At 67.4% G+C, this 25758-nt stretch carries 26 protein-coding genes; 8 read left to right on the top strand and 18 right to left on the bottom strand.

The annotated features are described in order from the left end of the window. Window positions 1-80 precede the first annotated feature (80 nt). Window positions 81-590, top strand: a complete 510-nt coding sequence (locus JJB11_RS15185) for a MarR family transcriptional regulator (protein ID WP_201172907.1) — start codon at window positions 81-83, stop codon at window positions 588-590. A 23-nt stretch (window positions 591-613) separates the two neighbouring features. Further along, window positions 614-1594, top strand: a complete 981-nt coding sequence (locus JJB11_RS15180) for a Bug family tripartite tricarboxylate transporter substrate binding protein (protein ID WP_201172905.1) — start codon at window positions 614-616, stop codon at window positions 1592-1594. 158 nt (window positions 1595-1752) lie between these two features. Here JJB11_RS15180 and JJB11_RS15175 read toward each other — a convergent pair whose 3' ends face one another. From JJB11_RS15175 to JJB11_RS15145, 7 genes are all read right to left on the bottom strand, one after another. After that, on the bottom strand, window positions 1753-2229 hold the full coding sequence (locus JJB11_RS15175) for a molybdenum cofactor biosynthesis protein MoaE (RefSeq protein WP_201172903.1): 477 nt from the start codon (window positions 2227-2229) through the stop codon (window positions 1753-1755). An 8-nt stretch (window positions 2230-2237) separates the two neighbouring features. Then, window positions 2238-2489 (bottom strand): molybdopterin converting factor subunit 1, encoded by a 252-nt coding sequence (gene moaD, locus JJB11_RS15170; RefSeq protein ID WP_201172902.1) that lies wholly within the window; start codon window positions 2487-2489, stop codon window positions 2238-2240. Continuing rightward, the gene (locus JJB11_RS15165; protein ID WP_201172900.1) at window positions 2486-3715 is read right to left on the bottom strand and encodes a molybdopterin molybdotransferase MoeA; all 1230 of its coding nucleotides are present in this window, start codon (window positions 3713-3715) and stop codon (window positions 2486-2488) included. The genes moaD and JJB11_RS15165 overlap by 4 nt, the downstream gene beginning before the upstream one ends. A 19-nt stretch (window positions 3716-3734) precedes the next feature. Then, a complete protein-coding gene (gene mobB, locus JJB11_RS15160) occupies window positions 3735-4268 on the bottom strand; it encodes a molybdopterin-guanine dinucleotide biosynthesis protein B (RefSeq protein ID WP_201172898.1) in 534 nt (177 codons plus the stop codon). Further along, window positions 4265-5707, bottom strand: coding sequence for a threonine synthase (thrC, locus tag JJB11_RS15155; RefSeq protein ID WP_201172897.1), 1443 nt, complete (start codon window positions 5705-5707; stop codon window positions 4265-4267). Before thrC ends, mobB begins: the two co-directional genes overlap by 4 nt. Window positions 5708-5795: 88 nt before the next feature. Beyond that, window positions 5796-7118: a homoserine dehydrogenase gene (locus JJB11_RS15150; RefSeq protein WP_201172895.1), complete on the bottom strand. Its 1323-nt coding sequence runs from the start codon at window positions 7116-7118 to the stop codon at window positions 5796-5798. Continuing rightward, window positions 7115-8341, bottom strand: a complete 1227-nt coding sequence (locus tag JJB11_RS15145; protein ID WP_201172893.1) for a pyridoxal phosphate-dependent aminotransferase — start codon at window positions 8339-8341, stop codon at window positions 7115-7117. The genes JJB11_RS15150 and JJB11_RS15145 overlap by 4 nt, the downstream gene beginning before the upstream one ends. A 101-nt stretch (window positions 8342-8442) precedes the next feature. On the opposite strand from JJB11_RS15145, the gene JJB11_RS15140 reads away from it, so the two are divergent. From JJB11_RS15140 to JJB11_RS15130, 3 genes are all read left to right on the top strand, one after another. Continuing rightward, complete coding sequence (locus tag JJB11_RS15140; RefSeq protein WP_201172892.1) at window positions 8443-8817, top strand: Mth938-like domain-containing protein; 375 nt, start codon at window positions 8443-8445, stop codon at window positions 8815-8817. Window positions 8818-8935: 118 nt separating this feature from the next. Then, window positions 8936-9412: a peroxiredoxin gene (locus JJB11_RS15135; protein ID WP_201172891.1), complete on the top strand. Its 477-nt coding sequence runs from the start codon at window positions 8936-8938 to the stop codon at window positions 9410-9412. Window positions 9413-9628: 216 nt separating this feature from the next. After that, window positions 9629-11317 carry a PhoH family protein gene (locus JJB11_RS15130; RefSeq protein ID WP_201172890.1) on the top strand — a complete coding sequence of 563 codons (1689 nt, stop codon included), beginning with the start codon at window positions 9629-9631 and terminating at the stop codon, window positions 11315-11317. Between the two features lie 173 nt (window positions 11318-11490). On the opposite strand, the gene JJB11_RS15125 is transcribed toward JJB11_RS15130, so the two are convergent. The 11 genes from JJB11_RS15125 to ppsA all read right to left on the bottom strand — a co-directional run bounded on the left by JJB11_RS15125 (window position 11491) and on the right by ppsA (window position 22362). Further along, complete coding sequence (locus JJB11_RS15125; RefSeq protein WP_201172889.1) at window positions 11491-11871, bottom strand: hypothetical protein; 381 nt, start codon at window positions 11869-11871, stop codon at window positions 11491-11493. A gap of 83 nt (window positions 11872-11954) precedes the next feature. After that, window positions 11955-13361 carry a replicative DNA helicase gene (dnaB, locus tag JJB11_RS15120; RefSeq protein ID WP_201172888.1) on the bottom strand — a complete coding sequence of 469 codons (1407 nt, stop codon included), beginning with the start codon at window positions 13359-13361 and terminating at the stop codon, window positions 11955-11957. Between the two features lie 332 nt (window positions 13362-13693). Then, window positions 13694-14146, bottom strand: a complete 453-nt coding sequence (rplI, locus tag JJB11_RS15115; RefSeq protein ID WP_201172887.1) for a 50S ribosomal protein L9 — start codon at window positions 14144-14146, stop codon at window positions 13694-13696. 10 nt (window positions 14147-14156) lie between these two features. Beyond that, window positions 14157-14438, bottom strand: coding sequence for a 30S ribosomal protein S18 (gene rpsR, locus JJB11_RS15110; RefSeq protein ID WP_193677739.1), 282 nt, complete (start codon window positions 14436-14438; stop codon window positions 14157-14159). 9 nt (window positions 14439-14447) lie between these two features. Continuing rightward, window positions 14448-14744, bottom strand: coding sequence for a primosomal replication protein N (priB, locus tag JJB11_RS15105; protein ID WP_201172885.1), 297 nt, complete (start codon window positions 14742-14744; stop codon window positions 14448-14450). Between the two features lie 19 nt (window positions 14745-14763). Next, a complete protein-coding gene (gene rpsF, locus JJB11_RS15100) occupies window positions 14764-15129 on the bottom strand; it encodes a 30S ribosomal protein S6 (RefSeq protein WP_201172884.1) in 366 nt (121 codons plus the stop codon). Between the two features lie 141 nt (window positions 15130-15270). Then, on the bottom strand, window positions 15271-15711 hold the full coding sequence (locus JJB11_RS15095; RefSeq protein ID WP_201172881.1) for a hypothetical protein: 441 nt from the start codon (window positions 15709-15711) through the stop codon (window positions 15271-15273). Window positions 15712-15785: 74 nt separating this feature from the next. Then, window positions 15786-17486, bottom strand: coding sequence for an MFS transporter (locus tag JJB11_RS15090; RefSeq protein WP_201172878.1), 1701 nt, complete (start codon window positions 17484-17486; stop codon window positions 15786-15788). A 99-nt stretch (window positions 17487-17585) separates the two neighbouring features. After that, the gene (locus tag JJB11_RS15085; protein WP_201172876.1) at window positions 17586-19631 is read right to left on the bottom strand and encodes a VC_2705 family sodium/solute symporter; all 2046 of its coding nucleotides are present in this window, start codon (window positions 19629-19631) and stop codon (window positions 17586-17588) included. Continuing rightward, window positions 19628-19900: a DUF4212 domain-containing protein gene (locus JJB11_RS15080; RefSeq protein WP_201172873.1), complete on the bottom strand. Its 273-nt coding sequence runs from the start codon at window positions 19898-19900 to the stop codon at window positions 19628-19630. The genes JJB11_RS15085 and JJB11_RS15080 overlap by 4 nt, the downstream gene beginning before the upstream one ends. Window positions 19901-19971: 71 nt before the next feature. After that, window positions 19972-22362 carry a phosphoenolpyruvate synthase gene (gene ppsA / locus JJB11_RS15075; RefSeq protein WP_201172870.1) on the bottom strand — a complete coding sequence of 797 codons (2391 nt, stop codon included), beginning with the start codon at window positions 22360-22362 and terminating at the stop codon, window positions 19972-19974. A gap of 144 nt (window positions 22363-22506) precedes the next feature. Here ppsA and ppsR point away from each other — a divergent pair, with 144 nt between their 5' ends. From ppsR to ahpF, 3 genes are all read left to right on the top strand, one after another. Then, window positions 22507-23328 (top strand): posphoenolpyruvate synthetase regulatory kinase/phosphorylase PpsR, encoded by an 822-nt coding sequence (ppsR, locus tag JJB11_RS15070; RefSeq protein WP_201172867.1) that lies wholly within the window; start codon window positions 22507-22509, stop codon window positions 23326-23328. A 186-nt stretch (window positions 23329-23514) separates the two neighbouring features. Next, complete coding sequence (ahpC, locus tag JJB11_RS15065; RefSeq protein ID WP_201172864.1) at window positions 23515-24087, top strand: alkyl hydroperoxide reductase subunit C; 573 nt, start codon at window positions 23515-23517, stop codon at window positions 24085-24087. Between the two features lie 108 nt (window positions 24088-24195). Next, window positions 24196-25737, top strand: a complete 1542-nt coding sequence (ahpF, locus tag JJB11_RS15060) for an alkyl hydroperoxide reductase subunit F (RefSeq protein WP_201172862.1) — start codon at window positions 24196-24198, stop codon at window positions 25735-25737. Window positions 25738-25758 lie beyond the last annotated feature (21 nt).

Genomic DNA, 25758 nt, shown 5'->3' with positions numbered 1-25758 from the left:
CGGAAGTGAGTTGGCATGCTAACAATTATCGGCGCCGCGCCGCGAGGCACAATCCGCGCATACCCCAAGGATTTCCTGCCGTGCCTGCTCCCTCGAAGACGCCCCCCACCCTGGCCCGGCTGTATGCCCGGCCGGGCTTCCTGCTGCGCCGCGCGCACCAGATCTCGGCGGCCGTGTTCGAGGACGCATGCAAGGACCTCTCGCTCACGCCGGCGCAGTTCGGCGTGCTCACTGTGGTGCAGGCGCATCCGGGACTCGGCCAGTCGAGCCTGGCACGCGCGCTGGGCTTCGACAAGGTCACCGTGCTGCGCGTGCTGCGCGGCCTCGAATCCCGCGGCCTGCTCGCGCGCACGCCGGCGCAGGACAACCGCCGCAACGTCTGCGTCGCGCTGACGCGGGAAGGCGAACGCGTGCTGCAGCAGGCGCAGAAGCCCGCCGAGCGCGCGTACAAGCGCCTGATGGCGCCGCTGGACAAGCAGCAGCAGGAGCAGCTGCTCGAGCTGCTGCGACTCCTGACCGGCGAGCTGGAGGACGAGGCCCGGGCGGCCTTCGTGCGGCCCGGCGCGCCAGCGACCCGTCAGGCTGCCTGAGCCGGCTCGTTTATGCTCGGCCGATGGCCGATTCCCACCGCATCCAACCCTTGCGCCGCCTGCTGCTCGCGGGCCTGTTCTCCCTCGCCGCGGGCCTGAGCCACGCGCAGGGCTCGCAACCGATCCGCATCCTGGTGGGTTTTCCGCCCGGCGGCGGCACCGACGCCATCGCGCGCGTGCTCGCCGACAAGCTGAAGGACCAGCTCGGCGCGCCCGTGGTGGTCGAGAACCGTGCGGGGGCCGGCGGCCAGATCGCCGCGCAGGCGCTGAAGGCGTCCACGCCCGATGGCCACACCTTCTTCCTGAGCCACGATCACTCGATCTCCATCCTGCCGCTGGTGACCAAGAACCCCGGCTTCGATCCGGCGGTGGACTTCGTGCCGGTCGCCGGTTTCGCCACTTTCGCGAACGCGCTCGCGGTTTCCGGCGCCACGCCGGCGAAGTCGCTGCCCGAGTACGTGCGCTACGTGCAGGCGAACGGCGGCAAGGACACGGTCGGCATCCCGGCGCCGGCGTCCATTCCCGAGTTCCTGGTGGGCATGGTGGCCCGCAAGTACAAGCTGGACCTGCAGGCCGCGCCCTATCGCGGCAGCGCGCCGATGATGCAGGACATGCTGGGCAACCAGATCAAGGCCGGCGTCGCCTCGATCCCCGACTTCATCGAATACCAGAAGGCCGGCAAGCTGCGCGTGGTGGCCGTGATCGGTGACAAGCGCCAGGCGCTGCTGCCGGATGTTCCGACCTTCACCGAGCTGGGCATCGCAGGCCTGGAGGAGCTGCCCTACTACGGCATCTTCGCGCCGGCCGGCACGCCGGCGCCGGTGCTGGAGCGCTTCGACCAGGCGCTCGCGAAAGTGATCGCCATGCCCGACGTGCGCGAACGGCTCACCGGCATGGGCCTCACGGTGGACTACCAGCCGCAAGCCGCCTTCGCGCAACGCGTGAAGAGCTACACGCAGACCTGGGCGGGCATCATCAAGGCGAGCGGCTTCACGCCGAAGTAGGTGCGAGGACCAGCGAAGTAGGTGCGAGGACCAGCAAGGGAACGCAGAGGACGCAAAGGTTTCGCAGAGGACGCAGAGGAATCCCTTTCAAGATCTTTTCTGCGTCCTCTGCGTAATCTCTGCGTCCTCTGCGTTCCTCCTGTTCGCATTCGCACGCTTCAGGAATTGCGGCTCTCGATGCCCCAGCGCTGAAGCGCAGCATCGTCGGCCACGCGGGCGTCGACCCAGCGTTCGCCTTCGGGCGTGCGTTCCTTCTTCCAGAACGGCGCCTGCGTCTTCAGGTAGTCCATCAGGAACTCGCAGGCGCGGAAGCTCTCGGCGCGGTGCGCCGAGGCGACCACCACCAGCACGATCTGGTCCTGCAGCTGCAGCGGACCCACCCGATGGATCACGCGCGCGGCGCGGATGTCGAACCGGCGGAACGCCTCGTCGATCATCTGCTCGATGGCCTTCTCGGTCATGCCCGGATAGTGCTCCAGCTCCATCGCGCTCACCGCGCTGCCGTCGTTGCGGTCGCGCACCGTGCCGATGAAGCTGCAGACCGCACCCACGCCCGGGTCGTCCCGGCGCAGCGCCGCGATCTCGGCCGAGACGTCGAAGTCGCCGGACTGGATGGTGACGCGCGCTGCGGCCATGGCCTCGCTCAGCCGCCGGTCACGGGCGGGAAGAAGGCGACCTCGCAGCCTTCGCGCAGCGCGGCCGACTCGTCGCTCATGTCCTGGTCCAGTGCCATGCGCACCGCGCGGCCGCGCGCGAGCACGGACGCATAGGGCGCGCCGCGCGCGATCAGCTCGTCGCGCAAGCCGCCCAGCGTGCCGGTGCGCGTCTGCAGCTCCTCGCCGCCCTGCCCCAGCGCCTCGCGGATGGAAGCGAAGTAACGCACGCGCACCTTCATGCCAGCAACTCCGCCATCGGCAGGAAGCGCACGAGGTCGCCCCGGGCGATCGTCTGACCCGCCGGCACGTCCACCAGTCCGTCGGCCCACACGGTGGACGTCAGCACGCCGGAACTCTGGTTGGGGAACAAGGCGAGGCCGCCTTCCGCATCGCGGCGCACGCGCAGGAACTCGCGGCGCTTGTCGGCGCGAGGCCAGTCGAAATGGGCCGGCAGCTGCAGCGCGTGCGGGCCGAGCGTGCTGGCGCCCTGCAGCTTCAGCAGGAAGGGCCGCACCAGCAGCAGGAAGGTCACGAAGCTGGAGACGGGGTTGCCCGGCAGCCCGATGAAGTGCGCCTCGCCCACGCGCCCGTATGCGAAGGGCTTGCCCGGCTTCATCGCGATCTGCCACAGATCCAGCGAGCCGAGCTGCTGCACGGCAGGCCTGATGTGGTCCTCCTCGCCGACCGACACGCCGCCGCTAGTGAGGATCAGGTCATTGCCGCTGGCCGCGTCGCGTAGCGCGGCGATCGTGGCCTCGCGCTGGTCCGGCACGATGCCGAGGTCCTGCACTTCGCAGCCGAGCCGCTGCAGGAGGCTGCGCAGGAAGAAGCGGTTGGAGTTGTAGATGGCGCCCGGCCGCATGGCCCCGGGTGCGACATCGCCCGGCATCACGAGTTCGTCGCCCGTGGAGAACAGGGCCACGCGCGGCCGCGGCGCGACCTGCAGTCGATCGCGGCCGATGCTGGCGGCGAGGCCCTGCGCCGCCGGCCCCATGCGCGTGCCGCGCTCCAGCACCGTACTGCCGCGCGTGATGTCCTCGCCGCTGCGGCGGATCCACTGCCCTGCGGAAGGCACGCGCAGGATGCGCACGCGCCCGTCGGGCAGCGTCTCGGTGTCCTCCTGCATCACGATCGCGTCCGCGCCCTGCGGCACGGTGGCGCCGGTGAAGATGCGGGCAGCGGTGCCGGGTTGCAGGGGCTGCGCCACGCCACCTGCGGCGATGCGCTGGCTCACCAGCAAGGGCACGCCTTCGTCCGCGATCTCGGCGCTGCGCACCGCATAGCCGTCCATGGAGCTGTTGTCCTGCGGCGGCACCTGCAGCGGCGAGACGAGGTCCTCCGCCAGCACGCGGCCATCGGCATCGAAGGTGGCCACGCTGTCCGTGCCCGCGAGCAGCCGCGCATGCGCGAGCAGCTCGAGCAGCGCGTCGTCCAGGGGCCGCAGCGGGGGACGTTGCTGGGTCATCAGGCCTCCCGTGCGGTGCTCATGCGTAACTCTCCGCGTCGTAGTCGAACCGGTGCCCATTGTCGACCAGCCACTGGGCGATGGCATCCGCGTCGTTCAGATCCAGCACCGGGCGCAGGGTGGACTGCGGCAGCCGGGCGGCATCGTCGGTGGCGATCGCGACGATGAAGTCGTCGTCGGGATAGCGCGCCGGCTTGGCCGCCTCGGGCCGCCAGACCTCGACCTTCAGCAGGTTGCTGCTCTTGAAGCCCTCGACCAGCACCCAGTCCACGCCCTCGTAGAGCTCCGCCAGCAGGTGGTGCACGCTGAGCTCCGCCGGCTGCTCGAACTCGCGCATCAGCGCCAGCCGGCGATCGGATGCGACCACCACCTCGAAGGCGCCCGCCTCGCGGTGCCTCCAGGTGTCCTTGCCGGGATGGTCGATGTCGAACTTGTGGTGGGCGTGCTTGACCACCGACACACGCAAGCCGCGCATCTTGAGCGCAGGGATGAGCCGCTCGACGAGGTGGGTCTTGCCGGATCCCGAATAGCCTGCGAAGCCGACGACTTTCATGCGCAGTGCGCCGCGATGAACTGCTTCACCCGCTCGGCATCCGCAGGCAGCACGGTCACGCGCTTGGGCAGGTCCTCGATGCCGGCGAACTTCGCCGGCCGCTCGGGCTCGCGGCCCAGGGCTTCCACGATCGTCGCAGCGAACTTGATGGGCAATGCGGTCTCCAGGACGACCATGGGGATGCCGGGCTGGAGCTGCTCGCGCGCGACCTTCAGGCCGTCCGCGGTGTGCGTGTCGATCATCGTGCCGAAGCGCCGGTACGTGTCGCGGATGGTGGCGAGCCGATCCGCGTGCGTGCTGCGCCCGGAAGCAAAGCCGTAGCGGTCGCGCGCGACCAGCACCGCATGCGAGAGGTCGAACCGGCCCTTGGCCACGAGCTCCTCGGCGAACAGGTAGCGCAGCTTTGCGCCGTCCCGACCGAGCAGGTCGAACACGAAGCGCTCGAAGTTGCTGGCCTTGGAGATGTCCATGGAGGGACTCGAGGTCTCGTGCGTGTCCTGGCTGGCGCGGACGCGGTAGATGCCGGTGCGGAAGAACTCGTCGAGGACGTCGTTCTCGTTGGTCGCGACCACCAGTTTCGCGATGGGCAGGCCCATCATGCGCGCGACGTGGCCCGCGCAGACGTTGCCGAAATTCCCCGAGGGCACCGTGAAGCTGACCTTCTGCTTTGCCCCCTCCCCCTCTGGGGGAGGGCTGGGGTGGGGGCGCCCCGTCGCCTGGAAGTACCCCGCGAAGTAGTAGACGACCTGCGCCAGCAGCCGCGCCCAGTTGATCGAGTTGACCGTGCCGATGCGGTACTTGCGCTTGAAGGCGAGGTCGTTCGACACCGCCTTGACGATGTCCTGGCAGTCGTCGAACACGCCCTCGATGGCGATGTTGTGGATGTTGGCGTCCTGCAGGCTGAACATCTGCGCCTGCTGGAACGGGCTCATGCGGCCGTGCGGCGAGGTCATGAACACGCGCACGCCCTGCTTGCCGCGCATGGCGTATTCGGCGGCGCTGCCGGTGTCGCCGGAGGTCGCGCCCAGGATGTTCAGCTCCTCGCCGCGCCGGGCCAGCTCGTACTCGAACAGGTTGCCCAGCAGCTGCATGGCCATGTCCTTGAAGGCCAGCGTGGGGCCGTTGGACAGGGCTTCGAGGAAGACGCCTTCCTCCAGCGGCTTCAGCGGGACGATCTCCTGCGTGCCGAACACCTCCCGCGTGTACGTCTTGCGGCAGATCGCGTGCAGGTCCGCCGCCGGGATGTCGTCGATGTAGAGCGAGAGGATCTCGAAGGCGAGGTCCGCATACGGCAGCGTGCGCCACTTCGCGAGCGTCGCTGCATCGACCTGCGGATAGCGCTCGGGCAGGTACAGCCCGCCGTCGGGCGCGAGGCCTTCCAGCAGGATCTCGCAGAAGTGCTTGCGGTCCGGGTGGCCGCGGGTGGAGATGTACAACATGGTCCTCAGCGCCCGCAGGGCCGCCCCAAGGGAGCCGACGGCCCCCTCGGGGGGCAGTGAACGAAGTGAACGTGGGGGCACATGTTCATCAGGCCAGTTCTTCCTTGCGAATGCGGGTGATGGGGGCGAGCACGGTCGCGAGGCCCTGCATCTGGGCGATGACCTCGTTCATCGTGCCCTCGCGCACGCTGTGCGTAAGCAGGATGAGGTCGGTCTGGGTCGCGCCCTTGCCGCCCAGGGCGGAGGCTTCGCGCTGCAGCATGGCGTCGATGCTGATGCCCGCCGTCGCGAGCAGGCCCGCCACCTTGGCGAGCACGCCGGCCTGGTCGGCCACCCGCAGGCGCAGGTAGTAGCTGGTCACCACCTCGCTCATGGGCAGGATCGGCTCCTCGCTCATCTGGTCGGGCTGGAACGCCAGGTGCGGCACGCGATGCGCTGCGTCCACGGTGTGCAGCCGCGTCACGTCGACGAGGTCGGCGATCACGGCGCTCGCGGTCGGCTCGCTGCCGGCGCCCTTGCCGTAATAGAGCGTGGTTCCCACGGCATCGCCCTGGACCACCACCGCGTTCATCGCGCCTTCGACGTTGGCGATCAGGCGCTTGGCCGGCACCAGCGTCGGGTGCACGCGCAGCTCGATGCCCTTGGCCGTGCGCTTGGTGATCCCCAGCAGCTTGATGCGGTAGCCCAGCTGCTCGGCGTACTCGATGTCAACCGACGACAGCTTGGTGATGCCCTCGACATAGGCCTTGTCGAACTGCACCGGCACGCCGAACGCGATGGCGCTCATGATCGTCGCCTTGTGCGCGGCATCCACGCCCTCGATGTCGAAGGTCGGGTCCGCCTCGGCATACCCCAGGCGCTGCGCTTCCTTCAGCACCTGCTCGAAGTCCAGGCCCTTGTCCCGCATCTCCGAGAGGATGAAGTTGGTGGTGCCGTTGATGATGCCGGCGATCCACTCGATGCGGTTGGCGGTGAGGCCTTCGCGCAGCGACTTGATGATCGGGATGCCGCCGGCGACGGCGGCCTCGAACGCGACCATCACGCCCTTGGCGTGGGCCGCCGCGAAGATCTCGGTGCCATGCACGGCCAGCAGGGCCTTGTTGGCCGTGACCACGTGCTTGCCCTGCGCGATGGCCTCCATCATCAGCTGGCGCGCGATGCCGTAGCCGCCGATCAGCTCGATGACGATGTCGATGTCCGGGTTGGCGATGATCTCGCGGGCGTCCTTCACCACCTTCGCGGTGTTGCCCACCACGGCTTCGGCGCGCGCCGTGTCGAGGTCCGCGACCATCGTGATTTCGATGCCGCGGCCGGCGCGGCGGCGGATCTCGGCCTGGTTGCGCTTCAGGACGTTGAAGACACCGCTGCCCACGGTGCCGATGCCCAGCAGGCCGACTTGGATCGGTTTCATTTCGAGTGGCGTTTCCGGTAGGAGTCGAGGAAGCGCGCGATGCGCGAGATGGCCTCCCTCAGGTCGTCCTCGTGCGGCAGGAAGACGATGCGGAAGTGCTGGTTGTCCGGGTAGTTGAACCCGGACCCCTGCACCAGCATGACCCGCGTCTGCTGCAGGAGCTCCAGGAAGAACTGGCGGTCGTCCGCGATGGGATAGACCTTCGGGTCCAGGCGCGGGAACATGTAGAGCGCCGCCTGCGGCTGGTTGCAGGTGACGCCCGGGATGGCGGTGATCAGTTCGTGCGCGAGGTCGCGCTGCCGGCGCAAGCGCCCGCCCGGGCCGATCAGCTCGTTGATGCTCTGGTAGCCGCCGAGCGCGGTCTGGATCGCGTACTGTCCCGGCACGTTCGAGCACAGGCGCATGTTCGAGAGCATGTTGAGGCCCTCGATGTAGTCGCCCGCGGACTTCTTGTCGCCCGACACCACCATCCAGCCGGCACGGTAGCCGCAGGAACGGTAGCTCTTCGACAGCGAGTTGAAGGTGAGCGTGAGCACGTCTTCGGACAGGCTGGCGAGCGCGGTGTGCTTCACGCCGTCGTACAGCACCTTGTCGTAGACCTCATCGGCAAAGATGACCAGCCCGTGCTGGCGCGCGATGCCCACGATTTCGCGCAGCAGTTCGTCCGAGTACAGCGCGCCGGTCGGGTTGTTCGGGTTGATCACCACGATGCCCTTGGTCGCGGGCGTGATCTTGCGGCGGATGTCGTCGAGGTCGGGCATCCAGCCGTTCGCCTCGTCGCACATGTAGTGCACCGGCGTGCCGCCGGACAAAGCCGTGGATGCGGTCCACAGGGGATAGTCCGGCGAGGGCAGAAGCAGCTCGTCGCCTTCGTTCAGCAAGGCGTTGGTGGACAGCGCGATCAGCTCGCTCGCGCCGTTGCCCAGCCACACGTCGTCCAGCGTCACGCCCTTGATGCCCTGCTGCTGGGTGTAGTGCATGACCGCCTTGCGTGCGGCGAAGATGCCCTTGCTGTCCGTGTACCCGGCCGAATTCGGCAGGTTCCGGATCATGTCCTGCTGGATCTCTTCGGGCGCATCGAAGCCGAACGGGGCGAGGTTGCCGATGTTCAGCTTGATGATCTTGTGCCCCTCCTCCTCCATCTGCCGGGCCGCATCCATGATGGGACCGCGGATGTCGTACAGCACGTTGGCGAGCTTGGTGGATTTCTGGACGGTCTTCAATGGCCCTCCGCAAGGCGGTGACGCGAGGTGAAACCTATAATTTGACCATAGTTCCGCAGCGGCCCTTCCGTGGCGCGCGGATGCACCCGACCTCCCCTGCCTTGAAGCTCCAACCCGATCAATCCGACGCGCAGACCATCAGCGGCTATGGGCCCGGCTGGGTGGGCGTGGGCGCGGAACGCATCACGCACAACGTGGTGCTCGGCTCGCGCGGCGAGCGTTTCGAGTGGGCCGGCAGCTACGAGGAGCTCGGCCCCGAGCACTTCGCGCAGATCGCGGCGCTGAAGGTGGAGGTGGTGATCTTCGGCAGCGGCGCGCGCATCCGCTTCCCCCAGCCGGCCTGGCTCGCGCCACTGGCGGCGCGGCGCATCGGCCTCGAGACCATGGACACGGCGGCGGCCTGCCGCACCTACAACATCCTGGCGCAGGAAGGGCGGGAAGTCGCGGTGGCCCTGATCCTCGACCGGCCCGCCTAGCCCCTCCTGGGGCGGCTGTAGCCGTTTCGCGGTAAAATCTACACTTGCGGGCGGGCCTGCGCGAAGCCCGCCGCCACCGCAGCCTGTCACACAGAACCACACACCGCACCAGGACCTTATGGCGATCGTTGTCAACAAACCCCTTCCAGAATTCGAAGCGAACGCCACCGGCGGCATCAAGGTCACCAACACCTCCCACCTGGGCCAGATCCTGGTGCTGTACTTCTATCCGAAGGACAACACCCCAGGCTGCACGACCGAGGCCATGCAGTTCCGGGACAAGTACAAGGATTTCGTGAAGGCCGGCGCCGTGGTGTTCGGCGTGTCGCGCGACAACATGAAGTCGCACGAGGACTTCAAGACCAAGCTGGAACTGCCGTTCGAGCTGATCGCCGACACCGAGGAAAAGATGTGCCACATGTTCGGCGTGGTCAAGAACAAGATCATGTACGGCAAGAAGGTGAAGGGCATCGAGCGCAGCACCTTCCTGGTGGGCGCGGACGGCATCCTCAAGCAGGAGTGGCGTGGCCTGAAGGTTCCCGGCCATGTCGACGAAGTGCTGAAGGCGGTCAAGCTGCTGAAGAAGGCCGCCTGAGGGCCTCGGCGAGCGCGTCCTTCGCCCTGGGTGGCATTGACGCGTCAGCACAACAGCGTGGCGTCCGACATTGTTCCGTCACCCGCGCTATGCATAATGGGTTCATGCCGTTGATCCCGACGCCCCGCGTCATCACCGTCAGACCCGAAGAAGCCGCCCGGCCCGCCTGGCGGCTTTTTTGTTTCACGCGTATCTCAACAGGAAGCCGTACCACCCATGCCCCTGCCCCCCGCCCCGACCAAGCGCGCTGCCATGCTCCCGCCGGAAGCGTTCGACGCTCCGGCCCGTTCCTCGCACAAGGTCGCGCGAAAATCGGAGGCAGCTTCGTCTGAGAGCCCGATCGCGGAGCATCCGCAGGCCGAGGACGAGTTCGACCCGCACGCAGGCGGCGGCGACGTGGTGGCCGGCAGCTACGACCAGGACATCGAGACCTACCTCGACGAGCCGCAGCCGGCCCGCCGCAAGAAAGACCTGACGGTCCCCGCGCCTCAGCCCAAGAAGAAGAAGTCTTCGGGCCCGTCGAAGATGTTCGTGCTGGACACCAACGTGCTGATGCACGACCCGATGAGCCTGTTCCGCTTCGACGAGCACGACATCTTCCTGCCGATGATCGTGCTGGAAGAGCTCGACGGCCACAAGAAGGGCACGACCGAGGTCGCGCGCAACGCGCGCCAGGCGAGCCGGTCGCTGGACCAGCTCGCGAGCGGCCAGGGCGCGGACATCGCGCACGGGCTGCGGCTGGACAGCACGGGCCACAAGGAGTCGGGCGGCAGCCTGTTCTTCCAGACCATGCCGCTGTCGGCGACCGGCCTGCCCATGGGCCTGCCGCCCGGCAAGGCGGACAACCAGATCCTGGGCGTGGTGCAGGCCTTGCAGGAGAAGCATGCGCCGCGCGAGGTGGTGCTGGTGTCCAAGGACATCAACATGCGCGTCAAGGCCCGCGCGCTGGGCCTGAACACCGAGGACTACCGCAACGACAAGACGCTGGACGACCTGGACCTGATGTACTCGGGTTCGCTCGCCCTGCCCGCGGACTTCTGGTCCAAGCACGGCAAGACGGTGGAGAGCTGGCAGTCGGGCCAGCACACCTTCTACCGCATCAGCGGCCCCGTGGTGCCCAGCCTGCTGATCAACCAGTTCGTCTACTTCGAGGCGCCGGGCGAGCCCAGCCTGTATGCGCGGGTGATCGAGATCCGCGGCAAGACGGCGGTGCTCAAGACGCTGAAGGACTACGGGCACCTGAAGAACTCGGTGTGGGGCGTCACCACGCGCAACCGCGAGCAGAACTTCGCGATGAACCTGCTCATGGATCCCGAGGTCGACTTCGTCACCCTGACCGGCACGGCCGGCACCGGCAAGACGCTGATGGCTCTGGCCGCCGGGCTCACGCAGGTGCTGGACGACCGCCGCTATACCGAGATCATCATGACCCGCGCGACCGTGAGCGTGGGCGAGGACATCGGTTTCCTGCCCGGCACGGAGGAAGAGAAGATGGGCCCCTGGATGGGTGCGCTCGACGACAACCTCGAGGTCCTGGGCAAGAGCGACAACGCCGCTGGCGAATGGGGCCGTGCGGCGACCAACGAGCTGATCCGCTCCAAGATCAAGATCAAGAGCATGAACTTCATGCGGGGGCGGACCTTCCTCAACAAGTACGTGATCATCGACGAGGCGCAGAACCTCACGCCCAAGCAGATGAAGACGCTGATCACGCGCGCGGGCCCGGGCTCCAAGATCATCTGCATGGGCAACCTGGCGCAGATCGACACGCCCTACCTCACCGAGGGCTCCTCGGGCCTGACCTTCGCCGTCGACAAGTTCAAGGGCTGGCCCCACAGCGGGCACATTACCCTCGCGCGCGGCGAGCGTTCACGGCTGGCGGACTTCGCGAGCGAAGTGCTTTGAGTGAGGTCCCCGCCAAGGGGGCCGGAACGGGAAAGGGGCGCGATGCGCCCCTTTTTTCTTCTGCGCCGGATCTTCGGGCAAACCCTTGATGCGGGCCTGCACCGCACGCCACCTGCCGCGACGCCCCCACACTCCCACGAGGGAGCTGTTTGCGCCACCGCAAATGAACGCCCTCAGTGCGTCCCGGAGCCTTGCTGCTGCAGCCGCTCCTGCGTGCACGGCGGGCAGTTGCTGATGCCCTTGCCCAGCGGCGTATAGCGCAGGACCTTGGACAGGCCCTGGCGACCGCTGGCGGCGCGCGCGACCAGCGAGGTCGCCCCGAAGCCGCCGGCCATGCGGACGTACCAGCGCCGGTCCTTGCGCGTGAGCTGCCACAAGGCGATGCCGAGGGCCAGGACGATCCAGTGCTCGCCGGGGAAGCCATCGCGCGCCTCGTCCGCCGCCTTCAGCTTCTCGATCGGCGATGCATCCTCGTCGATCACGGCCGGCACCGGCTCGGTGGCCATCGCGATCTGGCCTTCGGCCAGGGTGGGCATGAGGTCGAGGTCTTCCATGGTCGTCTCCGGCGGTGTTGTGTCCGCCGAGGATCGTCCCGCCGCCGCGGGCGCGGCGTAGGAAAGAAGCGTCAAGCCGTGCGCTAGAAGTCCGAGTTGCCCATGGCGAGGTTCTCGAACTTGGTCAGCTGCTTGATGAAGGCGAGCTTGACCGTTCCGGTGGGGCCGTTTCGCTGCTTGGAGATGATCACCTCCGAGACCCCCGGCTCCTTCGAGTCCTTGTTGTAGTAGTCGTCGCGGTAGATGAACATGATCACGTCGGCGTCCTGCTCGATCGCGCCGGACTCGCGCAGGTCGGACATCATGGGTCGCTTGTCGGTGCGCGCCTCGACGCCGCGCGAGAGCTGCGAGAGGGCGATGAGCGGGCAGCCGAGCTCCTTGGCCAGCATCTTGAGGCCGCGCGAGATTTCGCCCACCGCCGTGGCGCGGTTCTCCTCGCTCATGCTGCTGGAGGTGCTCATGAGCTGCAGGTAGTCGACCACGATCAGCCCCAGCTTGCCGCCGCATTGCCGCGCCAGCCGGCGCGCGTTGGCGCGCAGTTCGCTCACGGTCAGGCCCGGGGTCTCGTCGATGTGCAGGGAGATGTTGCGCAGCTTCTCGATGGCCTCGGTGAGGCGCGGCCACTCGTCGTCGGTGAGCTTGCCGGTGCGCAGGTGGCCCTGGTCGATCCGGCCGATGGAGCCCACGATACGCACGGCGAGTTGGGAAGCGCCCATTTCCATGGAGAACACCGCGACCGGAAGGCCTTCGTTGAGCGCCACGTGCTCTGCGATGTTGATGGCCAGCGAGGTCTTGCCCATCGAGGGACGCGCGGCCAGGATGATGAGGTCTCCGGCCTGCAGGCCGGACGTCATGCGGTCGAAGTCGTAGAAGCCGGTCGGCACGCCGGTGATGTCGTTCGGGTTGTCGGCCATCTCCTGGACGCGGTCCAGCAGTTGCACGACCAGGGTGTCCATCGACTGGAAGCCCTGCTTCATCCGGGAGCCTTCCTCCCCGATGTTGAAGATCTTCTGCTCCGCCTCGTCGAGGATCTTCTCGACGGCCTTGCCCTGCGTGTTGAACGAGGCCGTGGCGATCTCGTCCGAGGCGGAGATGAGCTTGCGCAGGATGGCGCGCTCGCGCACGATCTCCGCGTAGCGGCGAATGTTGGCGGCGCTGGGCACGTACTGCGCCAGCCCGTTGAGGTAGGGCAGCCCGCCCATCTCCTCGGCCTTGCCGAGCGCCTGCAGTTGCTCGTACACCGTGATCACATCCGCCGGCCGCGAGGTGTTGATCAGGCCACCGATGGCCGAATAGATGAGCTTGTGCTCGTAGCGGTAGAAGTCGCCGTCCACCAGCAGGTCGCCGACGCGGTCCCAGGCCGCGTTGTCCAGCAACAGGCCGCCCAGGACGCTGGACTCGGCCTCGATGGAATGCGGCGGGATGCGCAGCTGCGCCACCTGCCGGTCACGCGGGAAATCGTCTTCGACGGCGGTCAGCACTGCGGACATGGATTCACTCGCTCCTCAAGGATGGGATTGTCCTGCCGTAGCTGTAAGCATGTCCAGTGATAACACTGGGCAGATGCTGTGGACAAGCGTCGGGAAACTGTGGACGGAAAGGCGGGGGCGGGGGCGGGGGCGGGAGCGAGAGCGGGAGCGGGAGCGGGCAACCGGAACGCAGAGGACGCAAAGGTTTCGCAGAGGACGCAAAAAGACTTCCATGCATGAATGTCTTCTTTGCGTAACTTGGCTGTTCTTCTTTGCGTCCTCTGCGTTCCGGAAGTCCGCCTTCCCAAAAAGAAAGCCGCCCGAAGGCGGCTTTCGATGCGAGCGGGGGACGCTCAGGCGGTTTCGCCCAGGACGGTGACGTTGACCTCGACCACCACGTCCGTGTGCAGCGCCACGGAGACCTGGCTGTCGCCGACGGTCTTGATGGGGCCGTTGGGCATGCGCACTTGCGCCTTCGCGACCGGGAACCCCATCTTGGTGAGTTCCTCTGCGATATCGAAGTTGGTGACCGAGCCGAACAGGCGGCCGTCCACGCCGGCCTTCTGCGTGACCTTGACGGTCTGGCCGGCCAGCTTCTCGCCTTGCGCTTGCGCGCCGGAGAGCTTGGTGGCGGCCTGCTTCTCCAGGTCGGCGCGGCGGGCTTCGAATTCGGCCTTGTTCGCCTCGGTGGCGCGGCGGGCATGGCCCTGCGGGATCAGGAAGTTGCGGGCGTAGCCGTCCTTCACCTTCACGATCTCGCCCAGGTTGCCCAGGTTCACGACTTTCTCGAGCAGGATGACTTGCATGGCGGGATCCTCAGATGCGGTGCTGGTCGGAGTACGGGATCATCGCCAGGAAGCGCGCGCGCTTGATCGCGGTGTTCAGCTGGCGCTGGTAGATCGCGCGGGTGCCGGTCAGGCGCGCCGGGATGATCTTGCCGTTTTCCGAGATGAAGTCGCGCAGCGTGTCGACGTCCTTGTAGTCGATCTCTTCGACGCCGGCGACGGTGAAGCGGCAGAAGCGCTTGCGCTTGAACAGCAGCGACTGGGTGTTGCGCTTCGGACGCTTGTCCTTGTTGAACTTCTTGAACGTGGCCATGTGGGACCTCTACGAATTTGAATCTTGCTGAAATGACTGGATGTGCAGGACCGGGTGCTTGCCGTGGCGGGGCGCTGCGAGGAAACCGGTGAAGCGCAAGCCGCTGCCGATCGCCTGGCGCGCGAGCGTTTCCGCATCCGTCCCGAAGGCCACCGCCCTGATCTCCACCCTCACCTGCCGCGGGCTCCCTGCTTCCAGGGCTTCCGACTCGTGTTCGAGCCGCAGGTCGAGGGCCGGGAGTCCGGCCGGCGTGTAGCGCAAGGCCTGGGCCTCGGCGATACGCGCGCTCAGGATCGTCTGGTTCACACCCGGCGAATGCCGACGCTCAGGACTGGAACTCCGCCTGGGCCGCCTTGCGGGCTTCTTCGCGCTCCACGGTCTTCATCATGGAGGACGGGCCGGTCTCGGCCTTCTTCTTCACCACGGTCAGGTGGCGCAGCACGGCATCGTTGAAGCGGAACGCGTGCTCCAGCTCGCTCATCACGGCCTGGTCGGCCTCGATGTTGATGCACAGGAAGTGGGCCTTGGCGAGCTTGTTGATCTGGTAGGCCAGCTGGCGGCGGCCCCAGTCTTCGACCCGGTGCACCTTGCCGTTGCCGGCCGTGATCATGCCCTTGTAGCGTTCCAGCATGGCCGGAACCTGCTCGCTCTGATCCGGGTGGATCAGCAAGACGATTTCATAGTGACGCATTGAGACTCCTTGTGGATGGAAGCTGCCCCGGCGTCGGCGACCGCGTGGGTCGCTGTCCCGAAGGACGAGGGTGCAGCAAGGGGAAAGCCCGCGATTATAGCCCGCCTCGCGCAGCCCTGCCCGACGGCAGGCGGCGAGGGCTCAGCGGATGCGCAGCAAGGCGGCGAGGGGACCGAACTTCAGCGGGCCCACGGCCGCCCGGATCCGCGGCGCCAGCGCCTCGAGGTCTTCCAGGTTCTCCGCGGACTCGACGGCGAGATCGAGGTTGCCCCACTTGCCCCCGAGTTCGGCGGTCAGCTGCGTCGCGAGGGCGTAGGCCTGCAGGTAGCGGTCCCGATCCAGCCCGCCCGGGGCGGAGTCGCTGAACGAAGGCGTGCCGGCCGGCAACTCCGCGACGAGCCCCAGTTGCACAAGGCGCTCGACGTCGTCGAGCGTCACGCCGCCGGCCGACGTGGCGGCCAGCACTTCCGCCAGCGAGCGTTGCCCGTCCAGCAGGATCAGCACTGCGCGCTGCCGCGGCGACAGGCCGCTGCTGCGGTCCTTGAGCATCCGCAGCCCGGCGTCCGTCTTGGCCAGTGTCATGCGCACCTCGCATCGGTCGCTTGCCCGGAACAAAAAGGCCCGCACGGGGCGGGCCTTCCGTGCTCGGCAACAGCTTAGTCGCCGGCGTAGATATCCACGTCCTTGGTTTCCCGGATGAAGAGCATGCCGACGACGAACGTCATCGTCGCCACCACCACCGGGTACCACAGGCCGTAGTAGATGTCGCCGGTCGCCGCCACCATGGCGAACCAGGTGGTGGGCAGCAAGCCGCCGAACCAGCCGTTGCCGATGTGGTACGGCAGGCTCATCGACGTGTAGCGGATGCGGGTCGGGAACAGCTCGACCAGCATGGCGGCGATCGGGCCGTAGACCATCGTCACCAGGATCACCAGGAAGACCAGGATGGCCAGGACCATGCCCTTGTTCATCTTGTCCTTGTCCGCCACCTGCGTGAGGCCGGCCGCCTTGGCCGTGTCCCCCACCTGCTTCCTGAACTCGGCGAGGCTCTTGGCGGAGTCCGCCGCGAACCCGTGGCCTTCCGCATTCAACGACAGCGTCGGCGCGGTGAAGGTCTTGTCGCCCAGGGTCACCGTCGCCGGCGTGCCGGCGGGCGCGGCCTTGTTCTCGTACGGGATGTACGACTGGGCCAGCGCGCGCTTGGCCACGTCGCAGGACGAGCGGAAGTCGATCTCGCGGGCGATGGGGCTACCCTGGAACGAACAGGTCGCCGGGTCGGCGGTGACCGTCACCTTGTTGGCGGCCTGGGCGGCAGCCAGGCCCGGGTTCGCGGCCTTCAGCAACATCGGGAACACCGTGAAGTAGGTGAGCGCGGCGATCAGGCAGCCGGCCATGATGATCGGCTTGCGCCCGATCTTGTCCGACAGCGCACCGAAGACGACGAAGAAGGGCGTGCCGATCAGGAGCGAGCCGGCGATGAACAGGTTGGCCGTCGTGACGTCCATCTTGGCCATGGTGGTGAGGAAGAACAGCGCCTGGAACTGGCCCGTGTACCAGACCACGGCCTGGCCGGCGGTCAGGCCCAGCAGCGCGAGGATCACGATGCGCAGGTTGCGCCATTCACCGAAGGACTCGGTCAGCGGCGCCTTCGAGGTCTTGCCCTCGGACTTCATCTTCTGGAAGGCGGGAGACTCGTTCAGGCTCAGGCGGATCCAGACGGACACGGCCAGCAGCAGGATCGAGACCAGGAAGGGAATGCGCCAGCCCCACTCTGCCCAGGCCTTGGGGTCCATGCCTTCGCGCACGCCCAGGATCACCAGCAGCGACAGGAACAATCCCAGCGTCGCCGTGGTCTGGATCCACGAGGTGTAGGCGCCGCGCTTGCCGTGCGGAGCGTGCTCGGCCACGTACGTGGCCGCGCCGCCGTATTCGCCGCCCAGCGCCAGGCCTTGCAACAGGCGCAGCGCAATCAGGATCACCGGGGCCGCGATGCCGATGGACTTGTACCCGGGCAGCAGGCCGACAATGAAGGTCGACGCGCCCATGATCAGGATGGTGACCAGGAAGGTGTACTTGCGGCCGATCATGTCGCCGAGCCGGCCGAACACCAGGGCGCCGAAGGGCCGCACCAGGAAGCCGGCCGCGAAGGCGAGCAGCGCGAAGATGTACGCCGACGTGGGGTCGAGGCCGGAGAAGAACTGTGCGCCGATGATGGCGGCGAGCGAGCCGTACAGGTAGAAGTCGTACCACTCGAAGACCGTACCGAGGGAAGAAGCGAAGATGACCTTCTTCTCCTCGCGGGTCATCGGTACGTCGGCGTGCACGCTTCCGACCGCGTTTGCGGAGGCTGTTGCCATGATGTCTCCTGATGGATGGAGCCCGCAGTGTTGAAGCGCGCACTGACACGTCGCTGACGCGCGACCGGCCCCACCCCCGGAGATTCCCTAGGAGAATCCCTAGGTACGTGCCAGCGTGCGGCGGCCGAGGAGGCTCGCGCCCCAGGTCACGGCGAAGCCCACTGGCACGCCGAAGACTGCAGCCGACAGCGGCTGGATGCCGAACCAGAGCTGCTGCCCCGGCGGCCAGCCCCAGAACGCGCGGACGGCGGGCGCGTTGGCCAGCATGTAGTAGACCGTGATGCCGAGGCCCGCCAGCATGCCCGCCGCCGCTCCAGTGCGGTTGGCGCCGCGCCAGAGGATGCCCAGGAGCATCGCAGGCACGAAGGCCGCCGCCGCCAGCGAGAACGACGCGGAAACCAGCGGCAGGATTTCCGCCGGCTTGGTGGAGGCGACGACCGCTGCCACCAGCGCCACGGCCATCAGCGCGAACTTCGAGAGGATCACGCGCTGGTCGGCGCGCAGCTCCGGCTTGAAGTCGTGGCAGAAGATGTCGCGCACGAGTGCATTGCTGATGGTGAGCAGCAGGCCGTCCGCGGTCGACAGCGCCGCGGCGAGGCCGCCCGCGGCAACGAGCGCGGAGATGACGTAAGGCAGGCCGCCCAGCTCCGGCGTCGCCAGCATGATGATGTCGGCCCCGAAGCGGATCTCGCCCCATTGCAGGATGCGGTCGCCATTGACATCGGCCACCGAGATGAGCGACGGGTCCACGCGCGCCCACTGCGCGATCCAGGGCGGCAGCGCGTCGAAGCTGCTGCCCACCAGGTGCTGCATCACCTCGTACTTCACCAGCGCGGCGAGCGCCGGCGCGCTCACGTACACCAGCACGATGAAGAACAGCGACCAGGCGACCGAGGAGCGCGTCGCCGCGACACTCGGCGTCGTGTAGTAGCGCGTGAGCAGGTGCGGCAAGCCCGCCGTCCCGACCATGAGGCAGAACATCAGCGCGAGCACGTTGCGCCGCGAGAGCTCGAAGGCCTCGCGCTGCTGCGGCGTGCCATCGGGGTCGCCCGCGAAGGGCCGCGTGTGGCGCGCGACGCCGCCCAGCGGGCGGGCGCGTTCGTAGCTTTCCTGCATGGCGCGGGTCCACTGCTCGCGCGCGGTGGCGGGGTCGCGCGGCAGGGCGGCCAGCGCGCGGCTGGCGGCGAACACCTGGCCCGAGTCGGCGCCCTCCTCCCGTAGGCGCCGCAGGCGTGCCAGCGCCGCGGCGCGGTCCCTGGCCAGCGCCGCGTCCACGTCCTGCAGGCGCGCTTGGTAGTCACGCGCCCGCTTCAGGAAGATCGCCGCGACTTCCTGCTCCTTCGGGTCGCGCGCGATCTGGTCTTCCAGCGCCGCGATCCGCTGCAACTGCTTGCCGTACACGAGCGGCGCCGCCGGCTGTCCCAGTTGCTTGTACGCGAGCCACGACACCGGAATGAGGAACGCGAGCAGCATGACCACGTACTGCGCGACCTGGGTCCAGGTGATCGCCTTCATGCCGCCGAGGAAGGAGCACAGGAGCACGCCGCCCAGGCCCAGCATGATCCCGATCTCGAACTGCACGCCCGTGAGGCGCGACGCGATCAGGCCGATGCCGTAGATCTGCGCGACCACGTAGACGAACGAGCACAGCACCGCCGAGAGCGCCGCGACGATGCGCGGCCAGCGGCCGCCGAAGCGCACGGCAAAATAGTCGGGCACCGTATACAGCTGCAGCTTGCGCAGGTGCGGCGCGATCAGCAGCGCCACGAGGCAGAAGCCTCCGGTCCACCCCAGCACGTACGCGACGCCGCCGGCCTGCCCCTCCGTCCCGCCATAGCCTTGCAGGTACAGTCCGCCGGCCAGGCTGATGAAGGACGCGGCACTCATCCAGTCGGCGGCGGCGGCCATCCCGTTGTACATCGGCGGGATGCGCCGGCGCGCGACGTAGTACTCCTCGGGATCGGTGGTGCGGCTGCGGATGCCGATGACCGCATACATCATGACGGTCGCGAAGATGAAGATCGGCCCCAGCCACACGCGCGAGAGGCCCTCGTGCTCGGCCCAGGTGAGCAGCCCGAGGAACAGCAGGAACCCGGACAGGAACCAGAGCAGGAAGCGGCGCAGGCGCCGCTCGTACGTCTTCACCGCGGTGCCTCGGGCGCTTCACCGTCGGCCAAGCCGTCCCCGGGCTGCAGGCGCTGCATCGCCCAGGCATACACGGCCAGGATGGCGACGAAGGCGAGCAGCGCGCCCTGCGCCGCCAGCCAGTACCCGAACGGCCAGCCCAGCACCGGGAAGTCGAGGCTGCGCGCGAAGAACACCGAGCCGAAGCTCACCACGGCCCAGAGCGCGAGCAGGCCCAGTTTGAGGGCCAGCACGCTCCGTGGCTGCGGCGTGGACGACAGTTCATCCATGCCGGCATCATCGCATCACGGCCGAGCCGCGCGGCTCGGTGTTTCGCCGAGGACGGGCGCCGGCCGGGCCGCTATTCGGCCAGCTTCTGCCAGGTGGCGATCACGCTGTCCGGGTTCAGCGAGATCGAGGTGATGCCCTGGTCCACCAGCCATTTCGCGAAGTCGGGGTGGTCGCTGGGGCCCTGCCCGCAGATGCCCACGTACTTGCCCTGCTTCACGCACGCCTGGATCGAGAGCGTGAGCATGGCCTTGACCGCGGGGTCGCGCTCGTCGAAGTCGACCGCCAGCAGCTCCAGCCCCGAGTCGCGGTCCAGGCCCAGCGTGAGCTGCGTCAGGTCGTTGGAGCCGATCGAGAACCCGTCGAAGAACTCCAGGAACTGGTCCGCGAGGATGGCGTTGCTGGGGATCTCGCACATCATGATGACCTTGAGGTCGTTCTCGCCGCGCTTCAGGCCGTGCTCGGCGAGCAGCTTGGTGACCCGCTCCGCCTGGCCGAGCGTGCGGACGAAGGGCACCATGACCTGCACGTTGGTCAGGCCCATCTCCTCGCGCACGCGCACCAGCGCCTCGCACTCCATCTCGAACGCTTCCTTGAATTCGGCGCTGATGTAGCGCGCCGCGCCGCGGAAGCCCAGCATCGGGTTCTCTTCCTCCGGCTCGTAGCGGCTGCCGCCGATCAGCTTGCGGTACTCGTTCGACTTGAAGTCCGACAGCCGCACGATCACCGGCTTGGGCCAGAAGGCCGCGGCAATGGTCGCCACGCCTTCGGCCACCTTGTCGACGTAGAACGCGCGGGGCGAGGCATGGCCGCGCGCCACGGACTCGACCGCCTTCTTGAGGTCGGCATCGACGTTCGGGTAGTCGAGGATCGCCTTCGGGTGCACGCCGATGTTGTTGTTGATGATGAACTCGAGGCGGGCCAGGCCCACGCCGTCGTTCGGCAGCTGGGCGAAGTCGAACGCGAGTTGCGGGTTGCCGACGTTCATCGCGATCTTGGTCTTGATCGGCGGCATCTGGCCGCGCTGCACTTCGGTGACTTCCGTCTCCAGCAGGCCGTCGTAGATGAAGCCGGTGTCGCCCTCAGCGCAGCTCACCGTGACCAGCGTGCCGTCCTTGAGCACCTCGGTCGCGTTGCCGCAACCCACCACGGCGGGGATGCCGAGCTCACGCGCGATGATCGCCGCGTGGCAGGTGCGGCCGCCGCGGTTGGTGACGATGGCGCTGGCCCGCTTCATCACCGGCTCCCAGTTCGGGTCGGTCATGTCGGTGACCAGCACGTCGCCCGGCTGCACGCGGTCCATCTCGGAGGTGCTGTGCACCAGCCGCACGGGACCGGTTCCGACCTTCTGGCCGATCGCGCGCCCTTCGGAGAGCACCGTTCCTTTGCTCTTCAATTTGTAGCGCATCTCGGACTTGCCGGCGGCCTGGCTCTTCACCGTCTCCGGCCGCGCCTGCAGGATGTAGAGCTGTCCGTCGGTGCCGTCCTTGCCCCATTCGATGTCCATCGGGCGGCCGTAGTGCTCCTCGACCACCAGCGCGTAGCGGGCCAGTTGTTCCACGTCCTCGTCGCTGAGCGAATAGCGATTGCGCTGCTCCAGCGGCACGTCGATGGTCTTCACCAGCTTGCCGCCCTTGGCCTTTTCGGCGTCGGTCGTGAACACCATCTGGATCAGCTTGGAACCCAGGTTGCGGCGGATCACCGCGCGCTTGCCCGCCTTGAGCATGGGCTTGTGCACGTAGAACTCGTCCGGGTTCACGGCGCCCTGCACCACCGTCTCGCCGAGGCCGAAGCTCGAGGTGATGAAGACGACGTCGGCGAAGCCGGATTCGGTGTCGATGGTGAACATCACGCCGGAGGCGCCCAGGTCGGAGCGGACCATGCGCTGCACGCCGGCGGAGAGCGCCACGTGTTCGTGCGCGAAGCCCTTGTGCACGCGGTAGCTGATCGCGCGGTCGTTGTAGAGCGACGCGAACACCTCCTTCATCTTGTGCAGCACGTCGGTGATGCCGTGCACGTTGAGGAAGGTCTCCTGCTGGCCCGCGAAGGACGCGTCCGGCAGGTCTTCCGCGGTGGCGGACGAGCGTACGGCAAAGGTCGCATCGGGGCTGCCGGCCGAGAGTTTCTCGAACGCCGCACGGATTTCCTGCTCCAGCGCGGGCGGGAACGGCTGCGACTCGATCCAGCCGCGGATCTCGGCCCCGGCCACGGCCAGGGCGCGCACGTCGTCGATGTCGAGGGTGGCTAGGCGCTGGCGAATGCGTTCGTCCAGCCCGCCATGCTTCAGGAACTCGCGGAAGGCGTGCGCCGTCGTCGCAAATCCGGTGGGCACCCGCAGGCCGTGCGGCAGCTGCGAGATCATTTCGCCGAGGCTGGCGTTCTTGCCGCCGACCACCTCGACGTCGGTCATTCTCAGGTTCTCAAACGGAACGACCAGGGCGGTCGCGTTGAAACGTGCAGACATGGGGAAGCTCCGGAAGTTGAAAGCGGCTCTGCGCGCAGGCGCATGGTCCGGTGCCCCGCCGTCGGGCTTTGTGCTTGTTCTAATGGGCTGCGGCGGTGCATCGGCTCGAGAATTCGGATAATGGCCGGGATTGTAGGTCCCACCATGCACACGCGTACCGTCTTCTTCGTCTCCGATGGCACCGGCATCACGGCCGAGACTTTCGGCAACGCCATCCTGGCGCAGTTCGAGTTCAAGCCCCGCCATGTCCGCCTTCCCTTCATCGACACGGTGGACAAGGCGCACCAGGTGGTGCGGCAGGTGAACCATACGGCGGAGGCCGAGGGGCGGCGGCCTGTGGTGTTCACCACGCTCGTCAACGTGGAAGTGCTGCAGGTCATCGAGGAAGGCTGCCGGGCCATGGTGCTCGACATGTTCGGCACCTTCGTGCGTCCGCTGGAGATCGAGCTCGGCATGAAGTCCAGCCACCGGGTGGGCCGCTTCTCCGACGTGAGCAAGAGCAAGGAATACCACGACCGGATCGAGGCGATCAACTTCAGCCTGGCGCACGACGACGGCCAGTCGAACGCAGACCTGGAGCAGGCCGACGTGATCCTCGTGGGCGTGAGCCGCAGCGGCAAGACGCCGACCTCGCTCTACCTGGCCATGCAGCACGGCCTGAAGGCCGCGAACTACCCGCTGATCCCGGAAGACTTCGACCGGCGCCAGTTGCCGCCGGCGCTGGGCGCGTTCCGCAAGAAGATCTTCGGGCTCACGATCCAGCCGGAGCGGCTCAGCGAGATCCGCAACGAGCGACGCCCCAACTCGCGCTACGCATCGCTGGAGAACTGCCGGACCGAAGTGGCCGAGGCCGAGGCGATGATGCGCCGCGAGGGCATCCGCTGGCTGTCGACGACCACCAAGTCGATCGAGGAGATCGCGACGACCATCCTGCAGGAAATCCGGCCCGAGCGACTGGAGTATTGACGCAGCCTCTACGCGCCTGCGGCCCTGGAGCAGGCTTGCCTCGTCTTCGCTCCTTCCGGCGCCGCACGCGGCCATAGCCGACAGCTAAAGGTGCCATGGGGCCTTTCAATGGGAAAGTCCGCCGCGCGCCCTTACTATTCATAGGCGCGACAAATCGAAGCGTTCTTAGCCATAGAGGAAAAACAAGTGTCCCTGATCAATTCCGAACTTCCCGCCTTCACCGCCACGGCCTACCACAACGGCAAGTTCGTCCCCGTGACGGAACAGAACTTCAAGGGCAAGTGGTCCGTCGTCGTGTTCTATCCCGCGGACTTCACCTTCGTCTGCCCGACCGAGCTGGGCGACCTGGCCGACAACTACGCCGAGTTCCAGAAGCTGGGCGCCGAGGTCTATGGCGTGTCCACCGACACGCACTTCACGCACAAGGCCTGGCACGACACGTCCGACACGATCAAGAAGGTGCAGTACCCGCTGGTGGGCGACCCGAGCCAGCAGCTGGCCCGCTTCTTCCAGGTGCTCATCACCGAGGGCGAGGACACCGGCCTGGCCTTGCGCGGCACGTTCATCATCGATCCGGACGGTCGCATCAAGACCATTGAAGTGCACGACAACGGCATCGGCCGCGACGCCAAGGAAACGCTGCGCCGGCTGAAGGCCGCCCAGTACGTCGCCTCGCACCCGGGCGAAGTCTGCCCCGCGAAGTGGGAAGAAGGCGCGCAGACGCTGAAGCCTTCGCTGGACCTCGTCGGCAAGATCTAAGCCGACTGCCGCTGCGTCACCGGCGCCGCGCGCGCCGGCCACAAGCCCACCAAGGCCCGGGCATGCCCGGGCCTTGCCGTTTCCGAACCAGATCAGACAAGGAGTCCCATGCTCGACGCCAACATGAAAGCCCAGCTCGCCGCCTACCTGGAGCGCATGACGCAGCCGGTGGAGATCGTCGCTTCGCTGGACGACACTCCCGCTTCGGCCGACATGCAGGCGCTGCTGGAGGACATCGCGGAAGCCTCGGCGCGCATCACCGTCACCGAAACGCGCGGCGGCCCGCAACGCACGCCGTCGTTCCAGATCAACCGGCCCGGCGAGACCACGGGTCCGCGCTTCGCGGGGCTGCCCATGGGCCACGAGTTCACTTCGCTCGTGCTGGCGCTGCTGCAGGTGGGCGGGTATCCGCCCAAGGTGGAGCAGGCGCTGCTGGAGCAGATCCGCGCGCTCGACGGCGACTTCGATTTCGAGGTCTACGTATCGCTCACCTGCCACAACTGCCCGGACGTCGTGCAGGCCCTCAACCTGATGGCGGTGCAGAACCCGCGCATCCGTGCCACGATGATCGAAGGCGGCCTGTTCCAGCAGGAGATCGAGGAGCGCCGGATCATGGGCGTGCCCACGGTGTTCCTGAACGGCACCTTCTTCGGCTCCGGCCGCATGAGCCTGGAGGAAATCGTCGCCAAGGTGGACAGCTCCGCCGGCGAGCGCGAAGCGAAGAAGCTCTCCGCCAAGGAGCCCTTCGACGTGCTGATCGTGGGCGGCGGTCCTGCGGGCGCGGCTGCGGCGGTGTATGCGGCGCGCAAGGGCATCCGCACCGGCATCGCGTCCGAGCGCTTCGGCGGCCAGGTGCTGGACACGCTGGGCATCGAGAACTTCATCTCGGTGAAGGAAACGGAAGGACCGAAGTTCGCGCTGGCGCTGGAGGAACACGTGCGCCACTACGACGTTGACATCATGAACCTGCAGCGCGCGAAGGCGCTGCGGCCCGGTGCGCTGGTGGAAGTGGAGCTGGAAAGCGGCGCCACGCTCAAGGCGAAGACCGTCATCCTCACGACCGGTGCGCGCTGGCGCAACATCAACGTGCCCGGCGAGCAGGAGCTGAAGAACAAGGGCGTGGCCTACTGCCCGCACTGCGACGGTCCGTTGTACAAGGGCAAGCGCGTCGCGGTCATCGGCGGCGGCAACTCCGGCGTCGAGGCGGCGATCGACCTCGCGGGCATCGTCAGGCACGTGACGCTGATCGAGTTCGACACGAAGCTGCGCGCCGACGAAGTGCTGCAGCGCAAGCTGCGCAGCCTGCCCAACGTGGAGGTGATCGTCAATGCGCAGACGACGGCGATCACCGGAACCGACAAGGTGGATGGCCTCACGGTCCGCGACCGCGCCGGCGGCGAAGAAAAGCGCGTGGAACTCGAAGGCGTGTTCGTGCAGATCGGCCTGGTGCCGAACACCGAATGGCTCAAGGGCACCCTCGAGCTGTCGCGCCACGGTGAGATCGTGGTGGATGCGAAGGGGCAGACCTCGGTGCCGAACGTCTTTGCGGCCGGCGACTGCACGACGGTGCCGTTCAAGCAGATCGTGATCGCGGCGGGAGACGGTGCGAAGGCGGCGCTCGCCGCGTTCGATCACCTCATCCGCAACTGAGCGAAGGGACCAAGGGGGCGC

This window comes from Ramlibacter ginsenosidimutans (assembly GCF_016654015.1).
Taxonomy (GTDB): domain Bacteria; phylum Pseudomonadota; class Gammaproteobacteria; order Burkholderiales; family Burkholderiaceae_C; genus Ramlibacter; species Ramlibacter ginsenosidimutans.
The sequence above is the reverse complement of the archived record's forward strand: the minus strand, read 5'-3'. Positions and strand labels throughout refer to the sequence as shown.

Coding starts and splice junctions, on each gene's coding strand:
- JJB11_RS15180 (WP_201172905.1), top strand. CDS start 614: ATGGCCGATTCCCACCGCATCCAACCCTTGCGCCGCCTGCTGCTCGCG.
- JJB11_RS15175 (WP_201172903.1), bottom strand. CDS start 2,229: ATGGCCGCAGCGCGCGTCACCATCCAGTCCGGCGACTTCGACGTCTCG.
- moaD (WP_201172902.1), bottom strand. CDS start 2,489: ATGAAGGTGCGCGTGCGTTACTTCGCTTCCATCCGCGAGGCGCTGGGG.
- JJB11_RS15165 (WP_201172900.1), bottom strand. CDS start 3,715: ATGACCCAGCAACGTCCCCCGCTGCGGCCCCTGGACGACGCGCTGCTC.
- mobB (WP_201172898.1), bottom strand. CDS start 4,268: ATGAAAGTCGTCGGCTTCGCAGGCTATTCGGGATCCGGCAAGACCCAC.
- thrC (WP_201172897.1), bottom strand. CDS start 5,707: ATGTTGTACATCTCCACCCGCGGCCACCCGGACCGCAAGCACTTCTGC.
- JJB11_RS15150 (WP_201172895.1), bottom strand. CDS start 7,118: ATGAAACCGATCCAAGTCGGCCTGCTGGGCATCGGCACCGTGGGCAGC.
- JJB11_RS15135 (WP_201172891.1), top strand. CDS start 8,936: ATGGCGATCGTTGTCAACAAACCCCTTCCAGAATTCGAAGCGAACGCC.
- JJB11_RS15130 (WP_201172890.1), top strand. CDS start 9,629: ATGCCCCTGCCCCCCGCCCCGACCAAGCGCGCTGCCATGCTCCCGCCG.
- JJB11_RS15125 (WP_201172889.1), bottom strand. CDS start 11,871: ATGGAAGACCTCGACCTCATGCCCACCCTGGCCGAAGGCCAGATCGCG.
- dnaB (WP_201172888.1), bottom strand. CDS start 13,361: ATGTCCGCAGTGCTGACCGCCGTCGAAGACGATTTCCCGCGTGACCGG.
- rplI (WP_201172887.1), bottom strand. CDS start 14,146: ATGCAAGTCATCCTGCTCGAGAAAGTCGTGAACCTGGGCAACCTGGGC.
- rpsR (WP_193677739.1), bottom strand. CDS start 14,438: ATGGCCACGTTCAAGAAGTTCAACAAGGACAAGCGTCCGAAGCGCAAC.
- rpsF (WP_201172884.1), bottom strand. CDS start 15,129: ATGCGTCACTATGAAATCGTCTTGCTGATCCACCCGGATCAGAGCGAG.
- JJB11_RS15095 (WP_201172881.1), bottom strand. CDS start 15,711: ATGACACTGGCCAAGACGGACGCCGGGCTGCGGATGCTCAAGGACCGC.
- JJB11_RS15090 (WP_201172878.1), bottom strand. CDS start 17,486: ATGGCAACAGCCTCCGCAAACGCGGTCGGAAGCGTGCACGCCGACGTA.
- JJB11_RS15080 (WP_201172873.1), bottom strand. CDS start 19,900: ATGGATGAACTGTCGTCCACGCCGCAGCCACGGAGCGTGCTGGCCCTC.
- ppsA (WP_201172870.1), bottom strand. CDS start 22,362: ATGTCTGCACGTTTCAACGCGACCGCCCTGGTCGTTCCGTTTGAGAAC.
- ppsR (WP_201172867.1), top strand. CDS start 22,507: ATGCACACGCGTACCGTCTTCTTCGTCTCCGATGGCACCGGCATCACG.
- ahpF (WP_201172862.1), top strand. CDS start 24,196: ATGCTCGACGCCAACATGAAAGCCCAGCTCGCCGCCTACCTGGAGCGC.